This window comes from Mycobacterium sp. E342, from assembly GCF_001667665.1.
Taxonomy (GTDB): Bacteria; Actinomycetota; Actinomycetes; order Mycobacteriales; family Mycobacteriaceae; genus Mycobacterium.
Genome location: NZ_LZJM01000286.1, coordinates 13,013 through 36,494, shown reverse-complemented (window position 1 = coordinate 36,494; position 23,482 = coordinate 13,013). Strand labels below are relative to the sequence as shown.

General features: G+C 67.3%; 24 protein-coding genes and 1 pseudogene. 10 read left to right on the top strand and 15 right to left on the bottom strand.

Features of this window, described 5'->3' with window-relative positions:
- The 3 genes from A5692_RS23275 to A5692_RS23265 form a co-directional block, all read left to right on the top strand.
- Window positions 1–270: cytochrome P450 (locus A5692_RS23275; protein ID WP_231984430.1), on the top strand; the 270-nt coding region annotated here is incomplete at its 5' end.
- Window positions 267–1,103 (top strand): mycofactocin-coupled SDR family oxidoreductase, encoded by an 837-nt coding sequence (locus A5692_RS23270; protein WP_068060486.1) that lies wholly within the window; start codon window positions 267–269, stop codon window positions 1,101–1,103. The genes A5692_RS23275 and A5692_RS23270, both read left to right, overlap by 4 nt.
- Window positions 1,104–1,133: 30 nt before the next feature.
- Window positions 1,134–2,102 carry an enoyl-CoA hydratase/isomerase family protein gene (locus A5692_RS23265; protein ID WP_068060483.1) on the top strand — a complete coding sequence of 323 codons (969 nt, stop codon included), beginning with the start codon at window positions 1,134–1,136 and terminating at the stop codon, window positions 2,100–2,102.
- Between the two features lie 158 nt (window positions 2,103–2,260).
- Here the strand turns inward: A5692_RS23265 and A5692_RS23260 are convergent, their stop codons facing one another.
- The 4 genes and pseudogenes from A5692_RS23260 to A5692_RS29255 form a co-directional block, all read right to left on the bottom strand.
- Entirely contained in the window at window positions 2,261–3,634 is a 1,374-nt protein-coding gene (locus tag A5692_RS23260; protein WP_068060480.1) for an HNH endonuclease signature motif containing protein, read from the bottom strand.
- Between the two features lie 105 nt (window positions 3,635–3,739).
- Window positions 3,740–4,864, bottom strand: coding sequence for a Xaa-Pro peptidase family protein (locus A5692_RS23255; protein WP_068060477.1), 1,125 nt, complete (start codon window positions 4,862–4,864; stop codon window positions 3,740–3,742).
- On the bottom strand, window positions 4,854–6,089 hold the full coding sequence (locus tag A5692_RS23250; protein ID WP_068060473.1) for a Xaa-Pro peptidase family protein: 1,236 nt from the start codon (window positions 6,087–6,089) through the stop codon (window positions 4,854–4,856). Before A5692_RS23250 ends, A5692_RS23255 begins: the two co-directional genes overlap by 11 nt.
- Window positions 6,090–6,158: 69 nt before the next feature.
- Window positions 6,159–6,308 (bottom strand): annotated as a pseudogene (locus A5692_RS29255) (cytochrome P450); the annotation flags it as partial.
- A gap of 182 nt (window positions 6,309–6,490) precedes the next feature.
- On the opposite strand from A5692_RS29255, the gene A5692_RS23245 reads away from it, so the two are divergent.
- Window positions 6,491–6,967, top strand: a complete 477-nt coding sequence (locus tag A5692_RS23245) for a nitroreductase family deazaflavin-dependent oxidoreductase (protein ID WP_068060470.1) — start codon at window positions 6,491–6,493, stop codon at window positions 6,965–6,967.
- A gap of 15 nt (window positions 6,968–6,982) precedes the next feature.
- Here the strand turns inward: A5692_RS23245 and A5692_RS23240 are convergent, their stop codons facing one another.
- From A5692_RS23240 to A5692_RS23230, 3 genes are all read right to left on the bottom strand, one after another.
- Window positions 6,983–7,477: a DUF2231 domain-containing protein gene (locus A5692_RS23240; protein ID WP_068060467.1), complete on the bottom strand. Its 495-nt coding sequence runs from the start codon at window positions 7,475–7,477 to the stop codon at window positions 6,983–6,985.
- Window positions 7,478–7,512: 35 nt separating this feature from the next.
- Window positions 7,513–8,133: a hypothetical protein gene (locus tag A5692_RS23235; RefSeq protein WP_068060464.1), complete on the bottom strand. Its 621-nt coding sequence runs from the start codon at window positions 8,131–8,133 to the stop codon at window positions 7,513–7,515.
- A gap of 119 nt (window positions 8,134–8,252) precedes the next feature.
- On the bottom strand, window positions 8,253–9,062 hold the full coding sequence (locus tag A5692_RS23230) for a SigB/SigF/SigG family RNA polymerase sigma factor (RefSeq protein ID WP_068060462.1): 810 nt from the start codon (window positions 9,060–9,062) through the stop codon (window positions 8,253–8,255).
- A gap of 681 nt (window positions 9,063–9,743) precedes the next feature.
- On the opposite strand from A5692_RS23230, the gene A5692_RS23225 reads away from it, so the two are divergent.
- The 3 genes from A5692_RS23225 to A5692_RS23215 all read left to right on the top strand — a co-directional run bounded on the left by A5692_RS23225 (window position 9,744) and on the right by A5692_RS23215 (window position 12,006).
- The gene (locus A5692_RS23225) at window positions 9,744–10,637 is read left to right on the top strand and encodes an SDR family NAD(P)-dependent oxidoreductase (RefSeq protein WP_068060502.1); all 894 of its coding nucleotides are present in this window, start codon (window positions 9,744–9,746) and stop codon (window positions 10,635–10,637) included.
- A gap of 203 nt (window positions 10,638–10,840) precedes the next feature.
- Complete coding sequence (locus A5692_RS23220) at window positions 10,841–11,626, top strand: heavy metal-binding domain-containing protein (protein ID WP_068060459.1); 786 nt, start codon at window positions 10,841–10,843, stop codon at window positions 11,624–11,626.
- Window positions 11,626–12,006, top strand: coding sequence for a DUF5073 family protein (locus A5692_RS23215; RefSeq protein WP_068060456.1), 381 nt, complete (start codon window positions 11,626–11,628; stop codon window positions 12,004–12,006). The genes A5692_RS23220 and A5692_RS23215 overlap by 1 nt, the downstream gene beginning before the upstream one ends.
- Here A5692_RS23215 and A5692_RS23210 read toward each other — a convergent pair.
- From A5692_RS23210 to A5692_RS23200, 3 genes are all read right to left on the bottom strand, one after another.
- The gene (locus A5692_RS23210) at window positions 12,003–12,641 is read right to left on the bottom strand and encodes a cutinase family protein (protein ID WP_156766231.1); all 639 of its coding nucleotides are present in this window, start codon (window positions 12,639–12,641) and stop codon (window positions 12,003–12,005) included. The genes A5692_RS23215 and A5692_RS23210 overlap by 4 nt on opposite strands.
- An 86-nt stretch (window positions 12,642–12,727) precedes the next feature.
- The gene (locus A5692_RS23205; protein WP_068060453.1) at window positions 12,728–13,198 is read right to left on the bottom strand and encodes a hypothetical protein; all 471 of its coding nucleotides are present in this window, start codon (window positions 13,196–13,198) and stop codon (window positions 12,728–12,730) included.
- 44 nt (window positions 13,199–13,242) lie between these two features.
- Window positions 13,243–13,914: a TetR/AcrR family transcriptional regulator gene (locus A5692_RS23200; RefSeq protein WP_068060450.1), complete on the bottom strand. Its 672-nt coding sequence runs from the start codon at window positions 13,912–13,914 to the stop codon at window positions 13,243–13,245.
- Between the two features lie 152 nt (window positions 13,915–14,066).
- Between A5692_RS23200 and A5692_RS23195 the strand changes: the two genes are divergently transcribed.
- Window positions 14,067–15,833 (top strand): amidohydrolase family protein, encoded by a 1,767-nt coding sequence (locus A5692_RS23195; protein WP_068060447.1) that lies wholly within the window; start codon window positions 14,067–14,069, stop codon window positions 15,831–15,833.
- Window positions 15,834–15,851: 18 nt separating this feature from the next.
- Here the strand turns inward: A5692_RS23195 and A5692_RS23190 are convergent, their stop codons facing one another.
- On the bottom strand, window positions 15,852–16,415 hold the full coding sequence (locus tag A5692_RS23190) for a TetR/AcrR family transcriptional regulator (protein ID WP_068060444.1): 564 nt from the start codon (window positions 16,413–16,415) through the stop codon (window positions 15,852–15,854).
- A gap of 64 nt (window positions 16,416–16,479) precedes the next feature.
- On the opposite strand from A5692_RS23190, the gene A5692_RS23185 reads away from it, so the two are divergent.
- Together A5692_RS23185 and A5692_RS23180 are read left to right on the top strand one after the other, a co-directional pair.
- Window positions 16,480–17,040 (top strand): bifunctional 2-polyprenyl-6-hydroxyphenol methylase/3-demethylubiquinol 3-O-methyltransferase UbiG, encoded by a 561-nt coding sequence (locus tag A5692_RS23185; RefSeq protein WP_068060441.1) that lies wholly within the window; start codon window positions 16,480–16,482, stop codon window positions 17,038–17,040.
- Between the two features lie 90 nt (window positions 17,041–17,130).
- Entirely contained in the window at window positions 17,131–17,976 is an 846-nt protein-coding gene (locus A5692_RS23180; RefSeq protein WP_068060438.1) for an enoyl-CoA hydratase-related protein, read from the top strand.
- Here A5692_RS23180 and A5692_RS23175 read toward each other — a convergent pair.
- Genes A5692_RS23175 through A5692_RS23160 form a run of 4 tightly spaced genes read right to left on the bottom strand, consistent with a single transcriptional unit; the run spans window position 17,973 to window position 23,481 of the window.
- A complete protein-coding gene (locus A5692_RS23175) occupies window positions 17,973–19,670 on the bottom strand; it encodes an FAD-binding protein (RefSeq protein ID WP_068060435.1) in 1,698 nt (565 codons plus the stop codon). The two genes, A5692_RS23180 and A5692_RS23175, sit on opposite strands and share 4 nt — an antisense overlap.
- Window positions 19,667–21,058, bottom strand: coding sequence for an SRPBCC family protein (locus A5692_RS23170; protein WP_197514545.1), 1,392 nt, complete (start codon window positions 21,056–21,058; stop codon window positions 19,667–19,669). Before A5692_RS23170 ends, A5692_RS23175 begins: the two co-directional genes overlap by 4 nt.
- A 4-nt stretch (window positions 21,059–21,062) precedes the next feature.
- Window positions 21,063–22,598, bottom strand: a complete 1,536-nt coding sequence (locus tag A5692_RS23165; RefSeq protein WP_068060432.1) for an acyl-CoA synthetase — start codon at window positions 22,596–22,598, stop codon at window positions 21,063–21,065.
- Between the two features lie 10 nt (window positions 22,599–22,608).
- Window positions 22,609–23,481 carry an enoyl-CoA hydratase/isomerase family protein gene (locus A5692_RS23160; RefSeq protein ID WP_068060429.1) on the bottom strand — a complete coding sequence of 291 codons (873 nt, stop codon included), beginning with the start codon at window positions 23,479–23,481 and terminating at the stop codon, window positions 22,609–22,611.
- Window position 23,482 lies beyond the last annotated feature (1 nt).

Here is a 23,482-nt window from a genome sequence, read left to right as displayed (position 1 = left end):
TCGGTCCCGAATTGGCGTTCGTCGCGGCAGGCCGCACCGATGAGCATCATCAGGACGCTGCCCTCGGGCACCGTCCGCCCCCACCTCACCTTCAGCGTGGGCACCCACTTCTGCCTGGGGTCCGCGCTCGCGCGCCTGGAGGGCCGGGTCGCGCTGGAGGAGATCTTGAAACGGTTCACCGAGTGGGAGGTCGACCTCGCCAACGCCACGCTGAGCCCGACCTCGACCGTGCGGGGCTGGGAGTGCATGCCGGCTTTGGTGCCCAGATGACCGGCCGCGTCGAGGGCAAGGTCGCCTTCGTCAGCGGCGCCGCCCGGGGCCAGGGCCGCAGCCATGCGGTGCGCCTGGCGCAGGAGGGCGCCGACATCATCGCCATCGACGTTTGCGGGCCGATTGAAAACCTGGCCTATCCCCACTCGACGCCGGAAGACCTGGCCGAGACGGCCGACTTGGTGAAAGCCCAGGACCGTCGCATCGTCACCGCGCAGGTGGACGTCCGCGACTACGAGGGGCTGAAATCCGCGGTGGACGGCGGTGTCGAACAACTCGGGCGGCTCGACATCATCGTCGCGAACGCGGGCGTGGGCACCGACGGCAGGAAGCTGCACAAGATTCGGGAGAACGTCTGGCAGGACATGATCGACATCAACCTGAGCGGCGTCTGGCATACGGTCAAAGCGGGCGTCCCACACATCCTTTCGGGTGGTCGCGGCGGGTCGATCGTGCTCACCAGCTCGGTCGGCGGGCGCAAGGCGTATCCGAATACCGGCCACTACATCGCGGCCAAGCACGGCGTCATCGGCCTGATGCGTGCCTTCGCCGTCGAGCTCGGCCAGCACATGATCCGCGTCAACGCGGTGCTGCCCACCCAGGTGAGCACCACGATGGTGATGAATGACAACACATTCCGGCTGTTTCGCCCGGACCTGGAGAATCCGGGTCCCGACGACTTCGCCCCCATCTCCCAGATGATGCACACCCTGCCGGTGCCGTGGGTCGACACCGCGGACATCAGCAACGCGGTCCTGTTCCTCGCCTCTGACGAATCTCGTTATGTCACCGGCGTTTCGCTTCCCGTAGACGCGGGCAGCTTGCTCAAATAGCCGCACATTCAACAGAAGTTGGAGAAGAACATGCCCGAATACGACTACGAAGAAATGAAGAAGGAAGCCGAGCAGTACATCAAGTTCGAGAAGGACAAGAAGAACCGGATCGCCTACATCACCTTCAACCGTCCCGAGGAGCTCAACTCCACCACCTTGGGCATGCGGCACAACTACGCCGATCTGATCCACAAGTGCAACGTGGACGACGACGTCAAGGTCGTCGTGATCCGCGGCGAGGGTGAGGATTTCGGCAGCGGCGGTGATCTGCCCGAACAGCGGGGAATGCTGGAGAACCCCGGGATGCCGCTGCTGCACGAGCTGGCGATCAACGACGACGACGTCAAGTACCCGCCCGGCGGGTCCTACCGCTACCTGTCGACGGTCACCGACTTCTACGCCAAGGCCCGCGCCGGAAACCGCCCACTCCAGGAGCTGCGCAAGATCAGCATCATCGAGGCCAAGGGCTATTGCTACGGCTGGCACTTCTACCAGGCCGGCGACGCCGACCTGGTGGTGTCCTCCGACGACGCCCTGTTCGGGCACCCGGCCTTCCGCTACGTGGGCTGGGGCCCGCGGCTGTGGTGGTGGGCCGAGACGATGGGCCTGCGCAAGTTCTCCGAAATGCTATTCACCGGGCGCCCGTTCACTGCCAAAGAGATGTACGAATGCGGCTTCGTCAACAGCGTGGTGCCCAGGGAGAAGCTCGAAGAAGAGACGCTGAAGTACGCGATGGCGTGTTCGCGCTCCCGCCCGACCGACACGGTCGCGGTGCAGAAGACCTTCCTGGAGCTCTACAAGCAGCACAAGGGCGAATACTTCGGCAGCCTGCTCACCGGCATGGTCGAGGGCATGCTCCCGATGATCACCAACGACGCGGAGGAAGTCGATCTGGCCGCGGGCACGTTCGAGAAGGGCCTGAACAATGTGGTCAAGGACAACGACCTGAATTTCCCGCCTGAGTGGCGCCTGAGCCGCTCAGGGCGCGCAAAGCCCTGACCCATTGGACGGGCTGGCATGTCGGCGCTGACGGGTTTCCGAAGGCAATGTCGCCGTCGGCAGCACGGGCCACAAGGCCGCTCTCACGGTCGAATACGCCAAGCCGGCGTCCGGCTTGCCCATCGATCTGTTCGTGAAGTTCTCGCGCGACCGCTGACCTATGCCGCGTCATCGTCATCGTCATCGCCGTCGCGCAGCAGCTTCTCCGGATGATGAAAAGTGTTGGTGCGCGGGCGGTCCCTGTCGAGGTGCGGCGGCGGTATCCATTCCGTGTCGCCCCTGGCGTTCTTGTGGGTGGTCCAGCCGCCGGGTTTGAGCATCCGGTGGTGGGCCCCGCAGGCGAAGGTGAGGCCGTTGACGTCGGTGCTGCGGCACTTGACCCAGTCGGTGACGTGGTGGACCTCGGAAAGGTAGCCAGGCACGGTGCAGCCGGGTGCCGAGCAACCACGGTCCTTGGCGTAGAGCACGATCCGCTGGCCGCGCGAGGCGAGCCGCTTGGTGTGGTACAACGCCAGGGCCTTGCCCTTGTCGAAGACGGCCAGGTAGTGGTGCGCGTGGCGGGCCAGCCGGATCACATCGCTCATCGGCAGGGTGGTGCCGCCACCGGTCAGGCCGCGCCCCGCGGCCGACTCGAGGTCTTGCAGCGTCGTAGTGATGACGATGGAGGCCGGCAACCCGTTGTGCTGACCCAGCTTTCCCGAGGCCAGCAGTGCTCTCAAGCCCGCATTGAGTCCATCGTGGTTGCGCTGCGCCACCGAGCGGGCGTCGCGGTCGATCGTCTCCTGGCTGGGGGCGCCATCAACGGGGGGCGTGTCGTCGAACGGATTGCACATGCCCGGTGCGGCGAGCTTGGCCAGCACCGCTTCCAGGGTGGCCCGCAGTTCGGGGGACAGCATGCCGCGGAGTTCGGACATGCCGTCGGGGCCCTGCTTGCCCAGCGTGAGGCCGCGCCGCCGGGCGCGGTCCTCGTCGGTATAGGTACCGTCAGGGTTCAGGCAGTCGGCGATATGGTCGGCCAGCTCGGCCAATTGTTCGGGGCGATACTGCGTTCCGTGCGTGGCCAGGTCCGCCTCGATCGCGTGGCGGGTGGCGAAGTCCACCCACCCCGGCAGATGATGAAAAAACCTGCGGATCACGGCCACTTGCCCGGTGCCGAGCCTTCCTTCGCGTTGGGCGGCAGCCGTCGCCGGCAGAGGCGGCTCCAGCGGTTCACCCGTCAGGCCGCAACGCGGCCCGAGGTCGGTCGCCTCCTTGATGCGCCTCGACGCTTCGGCGCGGCTGATCAACGCCGATTCGGCGATCGCATGGGACAGCGTGCCGCCGAGTTCTTCGGGCGTAGCCTGGCGGGCCAGATTGTTCATCAGCGGATGCTCGATGGCCGGTAGTTGTCGGCGCGCCCCTTCACTGCGTTCCAGCATTGCCAGCTGCTGCGAGACGGTCATCGCGTCCACGGGCAACGCGCGGGCGCGAGCTAAGACTGCATCGAGGTCGTCGAACACCGCGTCGACATCTGGATGACCGCTTGGACTCATACCGCCAAACTAGCTACCCCTACCGACAAAAATGGCCTAGTAGAGACCACTGAAGCCAAAGTGACACAGGTGATTTCAGCGGGCCGGCCGAGGGCTGGGGAGTGATCAGGCGCCGTCCCACACTGGGCTGGTCGTCATCACCTCGGCGCCGCCCTCGGTGATGTGGACCGTATCCCGGCGGAATACCGCCCCGACGCCCTCCTGCCAAACGTACGCTGTGATCGCCACTACCATGCCCGCCTCCAGCTGGTCCTGTTCGCCGGCAGCCAACAACGATTGCGACACCACGGGTGGATCGAACCCCAGCCCCAAGCCGTGCGCGATCGGCATCGGCGGAATCGGTTCGCCGGCCGCGTCGTATGCGGCCACCAAGCCGGAGGTGGGCATGCCGGGCCGACAGGCCGCAAGCATGTTGTCGTACAACGTGTCCGACCGCGCGAACAACTCGCGCCCGGACCCGTCGACGCCGGCGCCCGCCGGCCAGGTCCGACCCACTTCCGCGACGTATCCGTTCGCCAGGGCACCCGCGGCGAACGCGACCAGGTCGCCCGGGCGCACCTCACCCAAATCTGCGCGCCGCCAAGGATGTTCCTTCGACGTGACCCAGGCGGCGTCCTGGGTGGCCGGTGTGCTGATCCCGCCCGCGGCCATGGCCTCCATCATCGCCGCGGCCAGCGTCCGCTCCGGCACTCCGGGCCCGAATTCGGCGAGGGCGGCGGCCAATCCGCGTTCGGAGATGCGCAGCGCGGTGGTCATCGCCCCGATCTCGTCGGCCGTCTTGACCCGCCGCGCCGCCCGCATGGCCGGTTCAGCGTCGACGATGTCGGCGTTGGGAAAGGCTTCGGGCAGCAGCGCGGCGAAAGTCGGTGTTATCGCATCGGTTCCGACGCGCCGGGCCGTGTCGGCGCCGTCGATCTTCTTCAGCACGTCGATCAGGGTCATCGGGTTCCAGGCCAACCCGTAGAGGTGATCGTGCCCGATCTCGTCCGGGACGCCCTCGTCGTCGGTGCTGTTGAGGTAGATGTCCGCGGTGGCGCGTACCAGCACGCACATCGGACCGAACGGCCGCGTCCCGGCGATCCACAGCTGCGGGGCGCCGGTGACGTAACGAATGTTGGCCTGCCGCCCGAGCACGAGGATGTCGAGTCCGTGTGCATCCATTTGGGCCAGTGCGCGTTCCCGACGCCCCGTCCGCAGCGCGTACGCGTCGGGCAGCAGGTCAGTCGCCATAGGGGGAGTAGGGGTAGTCGGTGATCGGCTGGTAGCCGTCTTCGGTGATCACCACGATCTCCTCACTGCGATAGCCGCCTGTTCCGTCCTCCCACACCACGGGTTCCAGAACCAGAACCATCCCGGGCGGGAAGACGAAGTTATCGTCGAACTCTTCGCCGAGATCCGTTCCGATCATGGGGGCTTCGGCGGGATAGGTGCCGATGCCGTGGCCCAGATAGAAATGCGGCAACCACGGTTTGCGGCCGCCATTGGCGGTGATCGCCGCGCGCGCAAGATCACCCGAGGTGACGCCGGCTTTGGTCACCGCGAGCACCGCATCCAGGATGGTCCGCCATTGCCGGAACTGGTCCTGCTGCCGCGGAGTGGGCCGTTCGCCGACCACCCAGGTCCGGCCGAAGTCCGAGCAGTACCCGAGGTAGGTGATGCTGATATCGGTCCACAGCACGTCACCGGCGGCGATCTCACGATCGGTGGGCAGCAGCGGCAGCGCAAGGTCGCCGTGCGTCGTCCACACCCCGGTTTCCCGTGAGCTCGGCATCACCTGCCAGATGGCCTCCAGCATGTTGGTGGTGGCGCCCAGCTCGAATGCGCGACGGACCAGCGTGGCCGACAGGTCGGTCTGCCGCACCCCCGGCACCAGGGCCCGCTGCACGTCCACGATCGCTTGTTCGGTGATGCGGGCCGCGCGGCGAAGGCACGACAGCTCGTCTCGCGTCTTCACCAGTTGCGCGTCGGCGAGCACGATCGCCGCATCCGTCGGCGCGCCCGCGGGGAACAGCGCGCGGCCGGCCCTGCGCATCGCCCCGGTCAGCTCGTCCACGGCGACGTTCGCACCCGGCGGGATCAGCCCGGCCAGCTCGCGCGCGAATTGCTCCACACCGTGGTCGAATTCGAGGTAAACCGGACCGTGCAGATGATCGTCGGGCACCGGTGACTCCGCGGACGCCCCACCGCGGAACGGCATGAACAGGTGCGGGTGTTCGTCGTCGGCGAGCACCACGGCGACCGGGCGCTCAACGTGTGACAGGCCGGCGTCCAGCAGCGGCCAGCTGGCGCCGGTCGCGTACCCGACATACCCGTTCATCAACAGGATCAACGCGTCGACGCCGTGGTCGGCCATCGCGGACCGCAGCCGCGCCCCGATCTCGGCCCGCATGCGGACCCGGTCAGGTTCGTCCGGTATCTCGATCACGGAGCCGTGAGCGGTGAGCGAATGGGTCATCTCAGAGCCTGAGGACGTTTCTGATGTTCCCCTCCGGGTACAGGGTGCGCGGCTGAAGCCGACGTGGGTTCACCATGTCACCGGAAGCTCATAGACGCCATAGGCCAGCGCGTCGTGTTTGAACGGCAATTGGTCCGGCGGTACCGCGAACCGCAGCGTCGGGACGCGGCGCAGCGGGGTGGGCAGGACGATCTGCAGTTCGACCCGTCGGAGCGAGCGATCCGCTCGGCGGTCATCGCCTCAGTGAACACCGCGGGATCGATTAAATCAAGGAATTTATTTAACGCGCGTGGCGGCCGTCGCGCGACGCGGTAAGCGTCCGGATCCTCAATCCCCGGCTCTTCAAGGTGATTTCATTGCTCCGACGCCCGGGCCGGGCCGGGCGGGAATACAGTCTTCGTATGAATCCGCTCCAGCGGGTGACTCGCAGTCCGGCGGCCTACCGCCGGCTCGTCCTGAATGGTCGGCCGGTCGCTGAAGGGCTCGAGGCGCTGCTGCGGTTCGCGACCAACGGGCGGCTCGGTGTTCTGGACCTCGCCGGTCTGCCCAACGTGCAGGTCACGACGTCGGGCCGCAAAACCGGGCTGGCGCGCACGGCGACGGTGCAGTACGTGCCCGTCGAGGGCGGGTTGTTGCTGGTCGGCTCGAACTGGGGCCGGGATCGCCACCCGTCGTGGTCGGCGAATCTGAAGGCCACGCAACGGGTTACGGTCCGCAGGCGCGGTCAGCGTTTCGTCGCGACGGTGCGGTTGCTCACCGGCGACGAGCGCGACGAGGCGTGGTTCACGGTGCTGGCGCACTGGCCGAACTATCAGGTGGCCCAGGATCTCGCGAAGGGGCGCCAATTCCGGCTGTTCCTGCTCACGCCTATGCAGTAGGCGCCTCTGCGACCGCTAACCCGGGCGGTGGGATTGTTCCAGGCGCGCGATTTCGCCGCCCCAAACCGATTGGGCCCCAGCATCACCCACGCGGTAGATCTGGACCATCGATGAGATGGCGACGGCGAGCACCATTATCGCGATAGTCGCCCGGACGACGACGCGGCTCTTCTCCGAGCGGTTTTCGATCACGCGCATCACCACCAGCACCAGCGCGGCCGCCAGCAGTGCGGCGGAGAAGTAGGTCATCGTGGCGCCCAGGTCGGCGTGCTTTTGCAAGATGGCGCTGGGTTTGGCCCTCAGGTCGTAGAGCCATTCCCCGGCGTCAACCGTGATCGGCGTCAACACCATGGTGGCGACGGCCGATATCAACGCGAGCCACAACAGCGGGCCCCGGCGCGCCGTCGGCCACAACACGCACACAATCTCCAGCACGGCGGTCAGCGGCACGAGCACCACCACGAAGTGCAGCAGCAGGGCATGGGCGGGCAGGCCGTTGATGACGGTCATCGATCTCCTTGGTGTGTTGGGCGATCAACCGGCGCTCAGCCGCCGAGCCCCTTCTTGATGGCCGCGTCCTGCTTTTGGCCCACGTCGTTGACGAAGTCCGCGGGGGCAAGCGTGTCGGGCGGCCCGTCGAATTCCAGCGTGACGAACGCCTTGCCCTCGGTGAACAGCAGTATCGTCACGCCCTTGCTCTTGTCCGGGGAATTCCCCATCAGCGTTGTTCCACCCGTGCCCACATTGGCGGCTTGGGTGGTCGGGTTCTTGATCACGTCGCCCTGCGCGCCCTTGGCCGCGTTCAACGCGTTCGTGGCGGCGTCGGGGTCCGCGAGCACCTGGATCGTGTCCTTGATGACGTGGCTGCCGTCCTCGTCTTTGAACGTCGTCGCGACGCCCGGCTGACCGTTCGGGTTGCTGGTCGGCGGGGTGGCGGTGAACGGGATCGGCGCGTTGATGTCGCTCGCCTGGATCAACAGCCCGACGTACTGGTTCGCCTGCGCGGATGCCGACGAGGTCGGTGTCGAACTCGGTGCGCTGGTGGCCGAGCTGGACGACCCGGGCTTGGGCGTCGACGGCGTCGAATGCTTGCTGCACCCCGCTATCGCCACTGCCAGCGCCGCCGCCGCCGCGACACCCGCGGTCACCGTCCGTGAAGTCGTCATCGCTCGCGCTCCCTTCCAGGCCGCCTCCGGCGCCACAGTCGAGTTCGTTCCCGAATCGCACAGTACATTGCGGCGCGGCGCCGACGCGGCGCCGAAGGCCCCTGGAGCGGGGATGAGGGCTACTCGAGTTGGTCGCGCAGGCAGCGCAGGGTGCTGGCCAGGATGCGGGACACCTGCATTTGCGACACGCCGATGCGCTCGGCGATCTGGCTCTGCGTCATCGACTCGAAGAACCGCATGCGCAAGACCTCGCGTTCGCGGCCCGGAAGTGCGGCCACCACGACGCGCAGCGCCTCCCGGTTGGTGATGTGCTCGATCTGCGGATCGATGCCACCGACCGAATCAGCGACCAGCCTGGGCGACCCCGAGCCGTCGGTACCCACCGGCGCGTCCAGGGAATCCAGCCGGTAGGCGTCGCCCGCCACGAGGCACTCGACGATCTCCTCACGGGGGACTTCCAGCGCTCGCGAGAGCTCGCCCGCGGTGGGCGCCCGTCCCAGCTTCTGGGCCAGGTCGCCGGTCGTCCTGCTGATCTGTACGTGCAATTCACGCAGCCGCCGCGGGACGCGCATGCCCCAGCTGTAGTCACGGAAGTACCGCCGAACCTCGCCCATCATGGTCGGGACGGCGAAGCCGATGAAGCTGGGACCCTTGGCGGGATCGAACCGATTGATCGCGTTCATCAGGCCAAGCCGCGCCACCTGGACGAGGTCGTCGAGACCTTCCCCGCGGCGCGCGAAGTGGCTGGCCACATGGTCGGCCAGCGGCAGGCATCGTGCCACGATTCGTTCGCGCTGGCGGCTGTACTCGTGCGACTCGGCCGGCATCTGGCGCAGCGCCACGAACATTTCGACCACGTCGTCGTAGGAATCGTCGGCTTTGGTGTCGCGGCATGGGGCCGGACGGGTGGGGGTGATGACATCGGTCATAGGCGCACGCGCCCGATGTTGGCGCGGCTGATCCGGAAAAGTTCTGTGTACCAATACGTTTGCATTGCTGACTCACTCCTCTGAGTCGTGTGCAGTGGGGCGTGGCAGCTATGCGCAGAGTCGCCTCACTGCACCTGTATCCGCGGACTGGTCGGTTATCCAACGCGCGGGCTACCAGAAGGAGATGACTCGGGTGTTCGTCGCCGGAGCCATGTCAAGCTCAGTAGCCGTGCGGCTGACTGGCCGCTTTGAGCTAAACGGCGACACGTCCATAACGGACTTCACTGGTGACTATACGCCTCATCCCATGGGCCCGCGATCGCTCAGGGCAAGGCGGCCCCGGATCATTGCGAAAGGCTCGTCGCAAACCGATCGACCTCATCACGGGCCGCATGGGCACAATCGCCGACGTATGCGCAGGCCAGCGGGCGAGAACCGGTGGTCCGGCGCAGAATGCGGAGCCGCCCGCCCGGATGACCGGCCGCGAGGTTTGCGGTGGGCACACCCGGTGCCGCTTCCCCACGTTGGCGGGGTTTCGCCGGCGCGAAAATGCTGGCTGCGGTTCTCATTTGTGTCCGGGCTGGGTACTGTTCGCCTAATGTTCGTGACCGAGCTCCCACCGCCGGCACTCGATCGGCGCTCAGAACGCCTCCCGCACAACGTAATACGATGGTCGTGGTGATGAGCGGCGACGGACGCCTGCTGGACGGGCGCGGCGTGGTGGTGGCCGGCGGCAGCCGTGGGATCGGGCGCGCGGTGGCCGAACTGCTCTGCGACCTGGGGGCCGGCGTGGTCGTCAACGGGCGCGACGGGGACGCCGTCGAGGAGACCGTTGCCGCGATCACGGCGGCGGGCGGACATGCCAGCGCGGTGGTCGGGCCCGCTGACGAGGAGCGCATCGCCGGGACCCTCGTCGAGGACTGCGTGCGGACCCACGGGCGGCTGGACGCCATGATCAACTGCGTCGGGATCGCCGAACCGCCCGGCTCCTCGATCCTGAACATCTCGCCCGAAGACTTCGACCGCCTGGTCAGCGCCCACCTCGGCTCGGCGTTCCACACGTCGCGGGCGGCGGCGCGCGTCATGGCGGCACAGGGTCACGGCGCCATCGTCAACACCAGCTCGGTGGCGTTCCTGGGCGACTACGGCGGCACTGGCTATCCCGCGGGCAAAGGCGGGGTGAACGCGCTGACCATGGCCGTCGCCGCCGAATTGAAGGCGCACGGCGTGCGGGCCAACGTCGTGTGTCCCGGCGCCCGCACGCGCCTGTCGACGGGCGCCGAGTACGAGGAGCACATCGGGGACCTGCACCGCCGCGGGTTGCTGGACGAAATGACCATGCGGGCCTCGTTGGACAGCGCCCCGCCGGCCTTCGTGGCTCCGCTGTACGCCTACCTCGCGAGTGACCTCGCGCAGGCCGTGACGGGCCAGATCTTCGTCGCCGCAGGCGGATTCGTCGGCCGCTTCGACCGGCCGACCCCGCGGGTGCTCGGTTACCGCGACCACCATGACGCCGGACCCTGGGCGGTCGGCGACGTGCACAAGATGATCGCCGCCGCGCAAGCCGCGCCCTGAGCCGCAGGGCGACAGGCGGCCGGCCGCCACGGCGGCAGCAAAGTGCATCGGGTCCCCGCCCGGCCGGTGTGCGCGAGCCGGGACCGGCGCCGCCGAGCCGCCGATATTTCGCCACGGCTCCACCGGAAAGTCGCACGTTATGGGTGTGCGCGGCGGTCCGGCCGCCTACGCTGACCTGCGAACAGCAGGAGGGCGTTTTGACAATGCAACCGAACCCGCTCGACCCAGTCGCCAGCGAACGGCTCTCGCACGCAGGCAAAGTTTTCACATCCGACCTCTCGATCAACGAATTCGCCCTGCTCCACGGGGCCGGGTTCGAACCGATCGAACTCGTGATGGGTGTCTCGGTCTACCACGTCGGTTATCAGTTCACCGGCATCCGCCAACAATCCGAATTGCCTGTTCTGACCGATGCGACCTACCGCGCGCGCTGGAATGCCATGTCGCGGATGCAGGCGGAGGCGGACTCGCTTGGCGCCGACGGTGTGGTCGGCGTCCGCCTCGAATGGCGGCATCAGGGGGAGGGCGAGCACCTGGAGTTCATCGCGGTCGGAACCGCGGTGCGATACAGGCAGCAGCCGGGCGCCTATCGGCGTCCCAATGGTCAGGCATTCACCAGTCACCTGTCCGGCCAGGACCTGACGACCCTGCTGCGATCGGGGTTCGCCCCCGTCGCGTTCGTGATGGGCAACTGCGTGTTTCACGTTGCGGTACAGGGTTTCCTGCGCACACTCAGCCAGGTCGGACGCAATGCCGAGATGCCGCAATGGACGCAGGGCAGCTATCAGGCCCGCGAGCTGGCGATGTCACGCATGCAGAGTGAGGCCGAGCGCGACGGCGCAAGCGGTGTCGTCGGAGTGCATTTCGCGATCTCGAACTACGCGTGGGGTCACCACACCGTCGAGTTCTACGTGGCCGGCACGGCGGTGCGCCGCGGCGGTGAGGCGCAAACGCTGACACCGTCGTTCGTCCTGCCCATGAGCGATTGATGACGGGCCTCGATCACGAGCGGATCGGCCGGGTCGTCGGAACGGCCCTGGCCGGTCCCGGGGGAGTCGGGCTGGTGCTCAAGGTGTTTTCCGGGGTTCCGGGCGTGATCCTCGTTCCCGGGCGGCGCGGCTTCTTCCGGTCTCAGCCGGAGCGGGTGCAGATCGGCGACTGGCGGTACGAGGTGACGGCCGACGGTCGCGTGAGCGCCGCGCACGTGGTGAACGGCATCGTCCTGGCCGAGGAGGTCCTCGCCGCCGGCGCCGTCGGACCGCACATCGCCCGCGCGCTCGGGCAGCTGGTGAGAAGTTACGGTCCGACGGTCGTCCCGAACATCGATGCCGCGCTCGAGGTCCTCGATGCCGGGTCGGGGCCGGGCTAGAGGCGGCCGGCGGCGAAATCCGCCGCCTGGTCGACCATGCCCGCTTCGACGTACTGCCGGTGCGCCGCGGGGTTGACGGCGTCCGAACAGACCGGGTCGCCGGGCACGCACAGTTCGATGGTCTTGGCCGCATAGGGTGGGCCGATCGTCACGGGCGGCTCGTTGATGATGCTCATGAACTGGTTCGACGGCGTTCCGAAGAGCGCCACCGCGGCCACGTGGTTGGCCACGTCGGCCGGCATCGGCTGCAGCGCCTGGACCAGGTGCACGCCGTCGGGGACCGCGCTTTCGGTGACGAAACCCATCACGGCCGCGCCCTGGGAGTATCCGCCCAGCACCATCCTGGTCCTGGGGCAGGAGACCGCCATGTGTTGGACGTGGGCGCCCGCGTCGCTGATGCCGTCCACGGCCCTGGGGAAGTCGGTGGTCGCCGGGTAGTCGACGGGATACACGCCCAGGGACCTACCGCCCACGTGTGAGCGCAGGGAGTCGACGAAACTCTGGCCGATACGGCCGACGCCGGGCGGCTCGTTGGTGCCCCGGGCGAAAACCACCTCGACGTCGGGGCATGGCTCGGCGACGGCGATGGGTGCCACCGGCAGCGACCAAAAGGGTGCCAGCGCAGCACAAATCAGACCGCAGAGGGTATGCGCCTTCACAGCGTGATCTTGTCACAGGGTGCCAGAACGCGCGCGTTATGTGGTTTGCCGGCGGCGCCGGGCTACCGTGTCGCGTCCGTTCCTGGGGCCTGGGGCCGTCGGTGCGTCAACGAACGGGCGGCCCTCAGCACGCCGCGAAACGCATAGGCGGCGCTCACCACGGTCAGGATGATCAGCAGCACGAACATCGGCAGCCAGTTGCCCCTGCTGTGGTCGACGTCCCACCAGATGATGGTGAACAACACCACGCAAACCACGAGCACGATGTCGCGCCAGTTCCCTTGGTAAGACAACGCCGCCTTGCGCAGCGCCCTACTCCGGTCCGCGGTCTCGATGAGGTCGTCGATGCGGGCGTCGATGGTGCGTTGCAGTTCGGTGCGCCTGGCGCCGGCCTCGAGCCGGTCCAACAAATCCATGTCGTCTTTGATCAGCCCCCGGAAATCCGGCGCCCGGAACTGGCCGGCGGCGACCGCCAGCATCGCGCCACCGACGACGGGCGCACTGTTGAGCGCGATCTGTCCGAGGCCCGTCATGCCCGCTCCTTGTCGTTGTCGTCAACGCCGCCCGATGGCCCGGGTCAGGATGCCTTGAAGGGGCGGCGCCGCGTTCGCTGCGGCTCGGGGCTCTGCAGCGCGTCCATCGCGCGCCGCAGCTGCGGATAGGCGATCGCCGGGCCGAGCCAACGCGTGAGGTAGCGCCGCAGATCGGCACCGCTGCGCGCCGGACGCCCCGGGTCGGCGAGAAACGAGTGCAGCACCCGCAGGCTGAATTCATTCAGCTCGTCGAGACCGTCCTCATCGAAACCGTAACGCTCCCAATCGATGTCGTAGCGGTGCAGCATGGACCGTCCGAACGCCAGGGCGGTATCGGAAATGATCGACACCTTCTGGCCGCCCCGGTGGCGTTGATTGAGCACGAATTCCACCTGGTTGTCCGAGGCCAGCTCCTCGATGGCGAATGCCATACCTTCGGTCATCGCCACGACCGGGTCGGTGACACCGTCGAGGTGGGCGGCCATCCGGTCCAAGAACCCGTCGGCCGACCGCATCGCCGACGCCACCAGCAGCGCCTGCGTCCCCGGAAAGTACCGGTACACGGTCTGCCGGGTGACCCCGAGCGCCCGTGCCACGTCGGCGATCCGCAGCGCCGAGCCGCGCTCCTCGATGATCCTGTCGGCCGCATCCAGGATGCGCTCGATCGCCTCCTCGTCGGAGGCGGGCGTGTTGCCGGCCCAACCGTGACTGCGCATCAGCGAGCGGCAAACCCGTAGTCAGTGATCCCCACAGCTGGATCATAGCCGCTGGGAGCATACGAACGTTGCTGGTTAACATGGCTGGACACTTTGGACATTGTGTATGCTCGCTGCGGATCGCGAGCGTCGGGCGGCAGAAAGGCCGAACATTGCACTACGACACGGTGATCACCAACGGTCGCTGGTTCGATGGAACGGGTGCGCCGTCGGCGCGCAGAAACATCGGGGTGCGCGACGGCCGGGTTGCCACCATCACCTCCGAACCCCTCGATACGGCGGGCGCCGACGTCATCGACGCGACGGGCCAGTGGGTCATCCCCGGCATCATCGACATCCACACCCATTACGACGTCGAAATACTTTGTGAGCCCGAGCTTTCCGAATCGTTGCGGCACGGCGTGACGACCGTGATGCTGGGATCGTGTTCGTTATCCACGGTCTATCTGGACAACGTGAACGCGGGCGACATCTTCGGCCGGGTCGAAGCGATTCCCCGCCGCTACGTCATCGAGCACCTGGACGCGGCCCGCTCGTGGACCAACCCCGCGGAGTACGTTGCCGAACTCGATCGGCGGAACCTGGGCCCCAACGTCGCGGCGTTCATGGGCCACTCCGACATGCGCGCGGCGACGATGGGACTGGACCGCGCGACACGCAAGGACGTCCGGCCGTCGGCGGCGGAACTGGCGCGAATGGAGTCGATGCTCAACGCGGCGCTGGACGAAGGCTTCGTCGGGATGTCGTCGCAGCAATTGCTGTTCGACAAACTCGACGGCGAGGTCTGCCGGTCGCGCACCCTGCCGTCGACGTACGCCAAGCCCCGGGAACTGCGCCGGCTGAACGCTATCCTGCGGCGGCGCAACAAGATCCTGCAGTCGGGACCCGATATCACGAACCCGCTGTCGGTGGTGTCGCAGTTGGCGACGTCGCTGGGGTTCGGCCGTCCCCGGCTGAAGACCAGCCTGCTCTCGGCGGCCGACATCAAGGCCATCCCGCCGGTGATCCACCTCATGGACACCCTCGCCCGGGTCGTGAACGGCCTCGGCGGCGACTTCCGGTGGCAGCACCTGCCGGTGCCATTCGAGGTCTACGCCGACGGCATCTCGCTGGTGGTGTTCGAGGAGTTCGGCGCCGGCGCCGCGGCGCTGCACCTGCAGGGTGAGATCGAGCGCAACCAGCTCATGCGCGACGAGGACTATCGCCGCTGGTTTCGCGAGGACTACGACAAGAGGTTCGGCCCCCGGGTGTGGCACCGCGACTTCTTCGACGCCGAGATCGTGTCCTGCCCAGACCCGTCGGTGGTGGGCAAGTCGTTCGGGCGGGTGGGGCTGGACCGCGGTGGGCTGCATCCGGTGGACGCGTTCCTCGACCTGGTGGTGGAGCACGGCGAAAAGTTGCGCTGGCGCACCACGATCTCCAACCATCGTCCCGAGGTGCTCAAGAAGCTGGCGCAGAGCAAGACCGTACAGATGGGGTTCTCCGACGCAGGCGCACACCTGCGCAACATGGCGTTCTACAACTCGGGGCTTCGGCTGCTGCGGCACGTGCACGAGGCGGACAAGCACGGCACGCCGTTCATGTCGGTCGAGCGTGCCGTGCACCGGCTCACCGGCGAACTCGGGGCGTGGTACGGAATCGACGCCGGCACGCTGCGCGTAGGGGATCGCGCCGACGTCGTGGTGATCGACCCGGACAAGCTCGACGTTTCGCTCGACCGTTATGCCGAGCATCCGGTGGACTCCTACGGCGGCCTGTCCCGGATGGTCAACCGCAACGACGACACCGTCAGCGCCGTGCTCGTGGCGGGGCAGTTCGCGTTCGGCGCCGGACGGGCCGCACCCGCGTTGGGCAAGCAGAAGTTCGGCCGCTTCCTGCGGGCCGGCCAGCAGTCGGACAGCTTGACAACAGTGGCGTAATCGTTGCCGTGCAGCGGTTTACGCCACGGAGGCACCCAGGATCAGGTCGACGGCCTCGTCGAGTTGGCCCTCTATCTCGTCGAAGCTGACGAACCGGGCTGTCATCAGGGCGCCGGAGAAGGTCAGCTGCAGCGTGGATTTCACGGCGCGGGGCCAACCCGGACCCAGGGCGGCGCCGATGCGGGTCGCGACCTCGTGGCCGATCTGCTCACGAATCGGAGTGACCGCCGGGTCGTCGGCCATCAGGGCCGCGCCGCAGGCGGCGGTCAGCTCCGGCTCGTCGGCGACTACGACGGCCATGTCGCGCAGCGTCGCGCTGACCCGCCTCTTGGTCGCGTCGTTGATGTCGGTGTGCAGCGGCAGCTCGCGAAGGAACCGCAGATACACCGCCGCCACCAGCGCGCTCTTGGACGGAAAGTAGGTGTAGGCGCTGGCCGGCGACACCCCGGCGCGGGTCGCCACCGAGCGCATCGTCAGGTTCGCGTACGACGACTCGCGTAGCTCCTCCAGCCCGGCATCGAGAACTTTGCGGATCGTCTGTCCCGGCCGGCGATCCGACCGGCGAACCGCATCTTTGGACACCCGTCCAGTGTAGGAAGGCGCTGAGAGCGCCTACAACGTCCTACCGGGTTCTACAGTTACGGCTATGGCCAAGGCGGACCGGCAGCGTTGGGACGAGCGGTACCAGGCCGTGGCGCCACCGTCGGTGGAAGCCGTGGGGCCGCCCGGCTTCCTGGCGCCCCACACGGATGTACTTCCCACTGCCGGAAGGGCTCTCGATCTCGCGTGCGGCCCCGGCCTCGCGGCGGTGTGGCTCGCGACGCGCGGACTTCAGGTCGAGGGATTCGACGTATCCCCGGTGGCGGTGGGCCAGGCGTGCGACCTGGCCGAGCGGGTGGGGGTGAGCGATCGGTGTCGCTTCGAGGTCGTCGACCTGGACGACGGGCTGCCGCCCGGGCCGCCCGCTGACGTCATCCTCTGCCACAGATTCCGGGACCGCCGCCTCGACCGGGCGATCATCGAACGCCTGGCGCCCGGCGGCCTGCTGGCGATCGCAGTGCTGAGCGAAGTCGGGGCCGCCCCGGGGCCGTTTCGCGCGGTTGCCGGTGAGCTGTCCGCGGCGTTCGCCGATCTCGACTTGCTCGCCGCCGGGGAGGGTGCGGGTCAGGCTTGGCTGCTGGCCCGTGCGGGGCGCGAAGGCCGCTGAACGGCAAGCGTTTTCGTCGCACCGATCGATCCTCGCCGAAATGGCATTTGGCGGTGCCATTTCGGCTCCCGGCCGGGTAATGTCACGCAGATGGAGCGGCGCGTCCTTGAAGCGGTCATCTACGAGCGCGAACCGCCGATCGCGCGGATCATCCTGAATCGGGTCGACAAGGCCAACACCAAGGATGCGGTTCTGGTCACCGAAGTCGACGACTGCCTGCACGAAGCCGACCGGGACAAAGAGATCAAGGTCGTCATCCTCAAGGCCAACGGAAAAGGATTCTGCGGCGGACACGTTGCCCGTTGGGGTCCCGACGAGAATCCCTATCCGGATTTCGGCGAAACGTTCGAGGACCTGTACAAAGGCACCGCGGACCTGTTTCTGTGGCCGACGTTGTACCTCTGGGAGTTTCCGAAGCCGACCATCTCCGCGATTCACGGTTATTGCATGGGCGGCGGGATCTATCTCGGCCTGCTGACCGACTTCTGCGTGGCGTCCGACGACGCGTATTTTCAAATGCCGCTTGCCCAAAGCCTCGGTGAACCCGGCGGCCACACCATGATCGAGCCGTGGCTGCTGATGAACTGGCATCGCACCATGGACTGGCTGTTGCTTGCCCCGACCCTCTCCGCGCAGCAAGCCCTGGACTGGGGGCTGCTGAACAGGGTGGTGCCGCGCGAAGACCTCGAGGGTGTCGTCGAGGAGATGGCGCACAAGATCGCGCAAATCCCGTTGACCACGCTGATGGCGGTGAAGAACAACGTGAAGCGCGCGTGGGAGTTGATGGGCATGCGCGTGCACTTACAGGTCAGCCACATCCTGACCAACATGGTCGGCGCCGCGTCCGACGTCCAGGCACGGCGGGCCGAGCTGAAGCAGTCGGGCATGAAGCCGCGCGAGTTCGTCGGTCGCGACGACGAGGACGCCGAGGGCTAGCGGCTCGGATCACCGGAAAACCTGTGGCCGGCGGCGTGGCGGGCCGCGACGTAGCCGAAGACCATTGTGTAGGCGATGCTTCCACCGGCGCCCAGGTAGTTCCGGCCCATCACCGTCGCCGTGATGTTGCCCGTCGCATACAGTCCGTCGATCACGCGATCGTCCTCGTCGATGACCCGTGCGTGCTGGTCGGTGATCACCCCGCCGCACGTGCCGACGTCGGCCGGGACGACCTTGGTGGCGTAGTAGGGTGACCGCTCGAGCGGACCGAGCGCGGCGTTGGGCCGATACCCGGGATCGCCCAGGCAGTGGTTGTAGGCCGACTGGCCGCGCCCGAAGTCGGGGTCGAGACCCTTGGCCGCAAAACCGTTGAACCGCTTGATCGTCCGCTCCAGCGCGTCGGCCGGAACACCCATCTGGCGCGCGAGGTCGCCGACGGTCTCACCCCGCAACACCGCACCCCGCGTGATGAGTTCTTCGGGGAGCCGACGCCGCTTGAACGGGTTTGCCCCCGACACGTATCGGCCGACGTAGCCCCGGTCGAACACCATCCAGCAGGGCACCGCCTTATTCGCGTACATGGCCTTGCCGACCTCGACATACGAGTTGGACTCGTTGCAGAACCGCCGGCCGGTTCCGTCGACGTAGATGGCGCCGGGCCGCTGGCGGCCGCTGCCCAGCGCTCTTGCGGCGTCACCGCCGTCGGCGATGAAAACCGATGGCAGCCACCAGGCCTCGTCCATCAGGTCCGTCTTCGCGCTCAGCCGGATCGCGGTCTGCAACACCTCTCCGGTGTCGCCGGCGTTGGCGATCGACCAGAGCCCCTCGTTGGGCTGCTCGCCGCTGTAGCGGCGGCGCATGTCCGCGTTGCGGCTGAACCCCCCGGCGGCCAGCAGGACGCCCTTGCGCGCCTCGATGTTGACCGGGGAGCCGTCACGCACCACGCGTGCGCCGACCACGCGGCCGTCCTCGACGATCAAATCCTCCATCGCGGTCCCGGTCCAGATCGGTGGTTCTGCGCGCAGGTCGATCAGCGCCTTGAGCATCTGGCCGATGAGCGATGCGCCGTTGGTGAGCATCTCCCGGTGGCGCAGCCTCGCCACCCTGGTGCGGGCGAACACCCGCATCGCGACGGCGAAGGCGCGCGGCGACCGGTTGAAATACTGCACCGAGCGCAGCTCGTTCGTCTTCAGGACGAACCCGCCGTAGGCCTTGGCCATCGAGGGTTGGACCTTGTCGCGCCAGTTCCCCAGGGCGGCCGCGTCGTAGGGGACGCACTCGATCGCGCGACCGGCTTCGTTACCGCCCTTGTGGTTCGGGTAGTAATCGCTCCAGCCCGGGCACCGCACGAACCGAATACCCCTGCGGGTCAAGAACTCGATCATTTCGTAGCCGGCGGTGAGGAACGTCTCGCGCCGCGCCGGTGACGACGCCGGGCCGATGTCGCCGACGACGTCATCGAAATAGGCCAGCCCCTCCTCGTGCGAATCCGGGACGCCGTCGGCGCGCATCAGCGGGTTGTTCGGCAGCCACACCATGCCACCGGAAAGCCCGGTCGAACCGCCCACCAGGGGCTGCTTCTCGATCACCAGGGGTTCGATCCCCGCGTCGAGCGCCGCCAGGGCCGCGACCATGCCGCCGCCCCCGCTGCCCGCGATGAGCAGATCCACGGAGCGGTCCCACCGGGTGGTCATCGGGCCCCCGCGCGCAAGCCCAGGTCGGCGACCGGCACGTCGATGGTGGTGTTGGTCTTTTGGATCGCGGGCACCAGCGCGTCGTACGGCAGGCCGGCCAGGAAGCCGTCTATCACGCGTTCGAAGTTGGAGATCAGGCCCTCGATGCGGCTGGACAACCTCATGTACTCAAATCCCTTGGAGTGCAGACCCTTTTGTTGCCTGGGTAGATTGGAGAAATCCTGGGCTGGAATCGGCGGCCAGCGGGGGTCGTCGGGTGCCATGGGTACCGGTGGCGTCGGCTTGGCCGTGCACTGGTCCGGCGGGATACGGGTGAGTGACCAGATCTCGAACAGGGTTTCCTCCGGGCCCAGCGGGCGGATCCGGTACGACGAGGCGCTGCTGTACTGGGGCAGCAGAAAGTAGTGCGGGAAGGCGAAATTGATCGCTTCGTCGATGCCGCGCCGCTGCAAGTCGTTGAGGTCGGGGATGTCGCAGCCCCGGGCCCGATGCCAGTGCACGATGGCGTCGTTGAGCGCGCTGCGCCATACGGCCATCGCCTCGGCCGGGTCCGCCGGCAATTCCATGTCCTGCAGGCCCTCGGCGATGCGGACATCGTTCTCGTGTGTCATGCCGGCCATGCCTTCACCCAAGGTGCGCATGAAATACAGGTTGGTCTGGGCCAGTCCGGGCGGTTTGGCGGTCTCGGGCCGCTTCGGCATGCTCGACGGCAGGAGTTGTGGGTGGGTCTGCGGGACGTGATAGCCCTCCATGAATGCGGCGGTCGCCAGTTTCCAGTTCACCGGCAGCCGGCACGACTGCCACCACTCGACGCGCAGCGACTCCACTTTCCATGCGTCGTAGATCGAAGCGAAGGGCTCCAGGCAGTCACGCAGCGCGGGTGCGTCGTCGTCCAGGTTGATCCACGCGCATCCGCCCCAGAGCTCGCATCGGACCGGGACCAGCCGAAGATCCTCTGGGTTTAGGTTCTGCTCGTCGAACTCCTCGGGCCGCAGCACGAAGGTGTTGCGTCCGTCGATGCCCCAACACCATCCGTGGAACGGGCACACGAACGTGCGCCGGTTTCCGTTGCCCTCCACCAGCTTTACGCCGCGGTGGCGACACGCGTTGTGGTAAGCGCGCACGTTTTCCGCGTCCAGGCGGACCACGATGATCGACTCATCGAGGATCTCGTACTCGACGTAGTCGCCGGGCCTGGGAATCTCTTCCAGGCGGCAGGCCATCTGCCAGACGCGCGGCCAGAGCATTTCGGTTTCGAGCGCGTAGAACTCCGGGTCGTAGTAGCGCTGCTTGGGGATGCGATCGGCGGTCTGGACCGCCCACGGCACCGGCAGCGGGGTCCAGTTCGTCCGGCTGTCATGGGTGCTCTGGGTGGTGACCATTTTCATCCCCTCATAGGATCCGCGATGCCCGCCCCTGCCAGTAACGCTCGCGAATGCGCCTCTTGTACAGCTTTCCGTTCGGGTCGCGGGGCAACTCGGCAACGAATTCGACGCTGCGCGGGCACTTATAGCCGGCGGCGTGCGCTCGGCAGTACTCGATCAGCTCAGCCTCGAGGTCGGGACCCGGCGTGGCGCCGTCGACCGGCTGCACGACGGCCTTGACCTCCTCGCCGAACTCGTCGTTGGGGACGCCGAATACGGCGGCGTCGACGAGCTTGGGATGCATGATCAGCAGGTTCTCGATTTCCTGCGGGTAGATGTTCACCCCGCCGGACACGATCATGAACGTGGACCGATCGGTGAGATAGAGGTAACCGTCCTCGTCGACGTAGCCCATGTCGCCCAGGGTGCGCCAGCCGCGGTCGTTGGACACCGACGCGGTCTTGGCGGGGTCCTTGAAGTACTCGAAGTCCGGCCCGCCCTCAAAGAACAGCTCGCCGGCCTGTCCGGCGGGCAGCTCGACGCCGTCGTCTCCGATGACGTGCACCGGGGACATGGGCTTGCCCACCGAACCGGGATGCGCGAGCCATTCCTCCGGACCGATCGTCGTTCCTGCGAATCCTTCGGTGCCGCCGTAGTATTCGTGGATGATCGGCCCGAACCACTTCATCATGTGGTGCTTGACGTCGACCGGGCAGGGCGCGGCCGCGTGGATGACGCACCGCAGGCTCGAGACGTCGTAGCGTTCCCGAACCGCGGTGGGCAGCTTGAGCATCCGCACGAACATGGTGGGTACGAACTGCGCGTGTGTCACGCGGTGGGTCTCGATCAGCCGCAGGACGGTCTCGGCGTCGAACCTGTCCATCAGGACCGCCGCCGCCCCGACCCGGTTGACCGCCATGGTGTAGTTCACCCCGGCGGCGTGATACAGCGGTGCGGGAGAGAGGTACACGCTGGACCGGCTCATCCCGTACTTGTGGGTCAGCGCGAGCTCCAGCACCGCCTGAGCCCATGAGCCGTTGCCGTCGGTCGGCAGGGGCCGGCGGACGGCCTTGGGGCGGCCCGTGGTGCCCGACGAGTACAGCATCTCCGAGCCGTCCTCGACCGGCGGCGCGTCACCGGCCCCCGCCAGCGCATCGTCGTACGCGCGCCAGCCGGGCAGGGATCCACCCACGACGAGGTGGACGGTGACGGCCGGGTTGGCCGCGCGGACGTGGGCGGCGAGGTCGGGCCTGCCGGCGTCGACAAACACCGCCCGCGCGTCGGAGTCCTCGATGACGTAGGCGACCTCGTCCGGGGTGAAGTGGGTGTTCACCGCGGTGTAGTAGAGCCCGGATAGCTGGCAGGCCCAGGTGATTTCGAGGAACTCGGGCCGGTTGGGCAGGATCAGGGCCACCCCGTCGCCGGGGCGCAGCCCGGCGCCGTGCAGCACCGCGGCGACGCGTTGGCTGCGGGCATACAGCTCGGCGTGCGAGATCGTGTCACCGCCCGCGACGATGAGGGCCGGCGCCTGTCCGGCCCTGGCGGCTTGGTCGGCGATGTTCACCGGCGAAAACCTAAGTGGCGGTTGCGCCGTCGGTCGACGCCGCCGCCGCGGCCTGGCGCCGCGCCTGCTCCGAGGGCAGCACCTTGTCGCGGAACACCGTCTGGATCAGCTCCTGGACGTCCTTGCTGATGGAGGCCAGGGCGACGAGGTCGTTCGAGCTCTGCCAGTGCACCCGCATGCCCATCAACTCCCAGGCCCGCTTCAGGTTGGCCTTGGTGGCCAGCAACGTGGTCATCGGCGCCTGCGCGATGTGGCGGGCGATCGCCTCCACCCGGTCGTCGAGTTGGTCGCGCGGCACCACCTCGTTGACCAGGCCGTACTCCAGGGCCTTCTTGGCGTCGATGACCTCGGCGAGGTACAGGTAGTAGGCCGCGCGCCGCCAGTTCATGAAAACCCATGGCTCGATGGAGCATTCGCCCGACGGCATGCCGAAACCCTGCAGCGGCGGGTAGGAGAAATAGGCGTCTTCGGAGGCGATCACGATGTCGGTGGTGAGCCCGTAGTGAGTGCCGCCGCCCACGCAGTACCCGTGCACCTGGGCGATGGTCGGTTTGGAAAACTCCCACAGGTTGAGCACCGGCTTGACGAACAGGTCGGTCTGCGGCTTCCACGGCGTGCCCATGACTTTCGCGCCCTCGACGAAGGCCGGGTAATCCACCGCGTTGTTGCCGATGGCGTGTCCCGAGCAGAAACCCTTGCCGTTGGCCTTGAGCACGAGCACCTTGATGTCGTAGTCGCGGTCCGCGTCCAGCAGCGCGGCGTCGACCTCTTCGGCGAGCTTCTGGTCCTGGGCGTTCGCCTTTTCCGGCCAGTTCAGGGTGACGCGGGCGATGGGCCCCTCTTTCTGGTAGATGATCCTCTCGCGAGTCTCGTTCAGATCCATG

Bases quoted from the DNA above. Each gene is read 5' to 3' on its own strand.
- A5692_RS23270 (WP_068060486.1), top strand. From the start codon at position 267: ATGACCGGCCGCGTCGAGGGCAAGGTCGCCTTCGTCAGCGGCGCCGCC.
- A5692_RS23265 (WP_068060483.1), top strand. From the start codon at position 1,134: ATGCCCGAATACGACTACGAAGAAATGAAGAAGGAAGCCGAGCAGTAC.
- A5692_RS23260 (WP_068060480.1), bottom strand. From the start codon at position 3,634: ATGAGTCCAAGCGGTCATCCAGATGTCGACGCGGTGTTCGACGACCTC.
- A5692_RS23255 (WP_068060477.1), bottom strand. From the start codon at position 4,864: ATGGCGACTGACCTGCTGCCCGACGCGTACGCGCTGCGGACGGGGCGT.
- A5692_RS23250 (WP_068060473.1), bottom strand. From the start codon at position 6,089: ATGACCCATTCGCTCACCGCTCACGGCTCCGTGATCGAGATACCGGAC.
- A5692_RS23245 (WP_068060470.1), top strand. From the start codon at position 6,491: ATGAATCCGCTCCAGCGGGTGACTCGCAGTCCGGCGGCCTACCGCCGG.
- A5692_RS23240 (WP_068060467.1), bottom strand. From the start codon at position 7,477: ATGACCGTCATCAACGGCCTGCCCGCCCATGCCCTGCTGCTGCACTTC.
- A5692_RS23235 (WP_068060464.1), bottom strand. From the start codon at position 8,133: ATGACGACTTCACGGACGGTGACCGCGGGTGTCGCGGCGGCGGCGGCG.
- A5692_RS23230 (WP_068060462.1), bottom strand. From the start codon at position 9,062: ATGACCGATGTCATCACCCCCACCCGTCCGGCCCCATGCCGCGACACC.
- A5692_RS23225 (WP_068060502.1), top strand. From the start codon at position 9,744: ATGAGCGGCGACGGACGCCTGCTGGACGGGCGCGGCGTGGTGGTGGCC.
- A5692_RS23220 (WP_068060459.1), top strand. From the start codon at position 10,841: ATGCAACCGAACCCGCTCGACCCAGTCGCCAGCGAACGGCTCTCGCAC.
- A5692_RS23215 (WP_068060456.1), top strand. From the start codon at position 11,626: ATGACGGGCCTCGATCACGAGCGGATCGGCCGGGTCGTCGGAACGGCC.
- A5692_RS23205 (WP_068060453.1), bottom strand. From the start codon at position 13,198: ATGACGGGCCTCGGACAGATCGCGCTCAACAGTGCGCCCGTCGTCGGT.
- A5692_RS23200 (WP_068060450.1), bottom strand. From the start codon at position 13,914: ATGCGCAGTCACGGTTGGGCCGGCAACACGCCCGCCTCCGACGAGGAG.
- A5692_RS23185 (WP_068060441.1), top strand. From the start codon at position 16,480: ATGGCCAAGGCGGACCGGCAGCGTTGGGACGAGCGGTACCAGGCCGTG.
- A5692_RS23180 (WP_068060438.1), top strand. From the start codon at position 17,131: ATGGAGCGGCGCGTCCTTGAAGCGGTCATCTACGAGCGCGAACCGCCG.
- A5692_RS23175 (WP_068060435.1), bottom strand. From the start codon at position 19,670: ATGACCACCCGGTGGGACCGCTCCGTGGATCTGCTCATCGCGGGCAGC.
- A5692_RS23170 (WP_197514545.1), bottom strand. From the start codon at position 21,058: ATGAAAATGGTCACCACCCAGAGCACCCATGACAGCCGGACGAACTGG.
- A5692_RS23160 (WP_068060429.1), bottom strand. From the start codon at position 23,481: ATGGATCTGAACGAGACTCGCGAGAGGATCATCTACCAGAAAGAGGGG.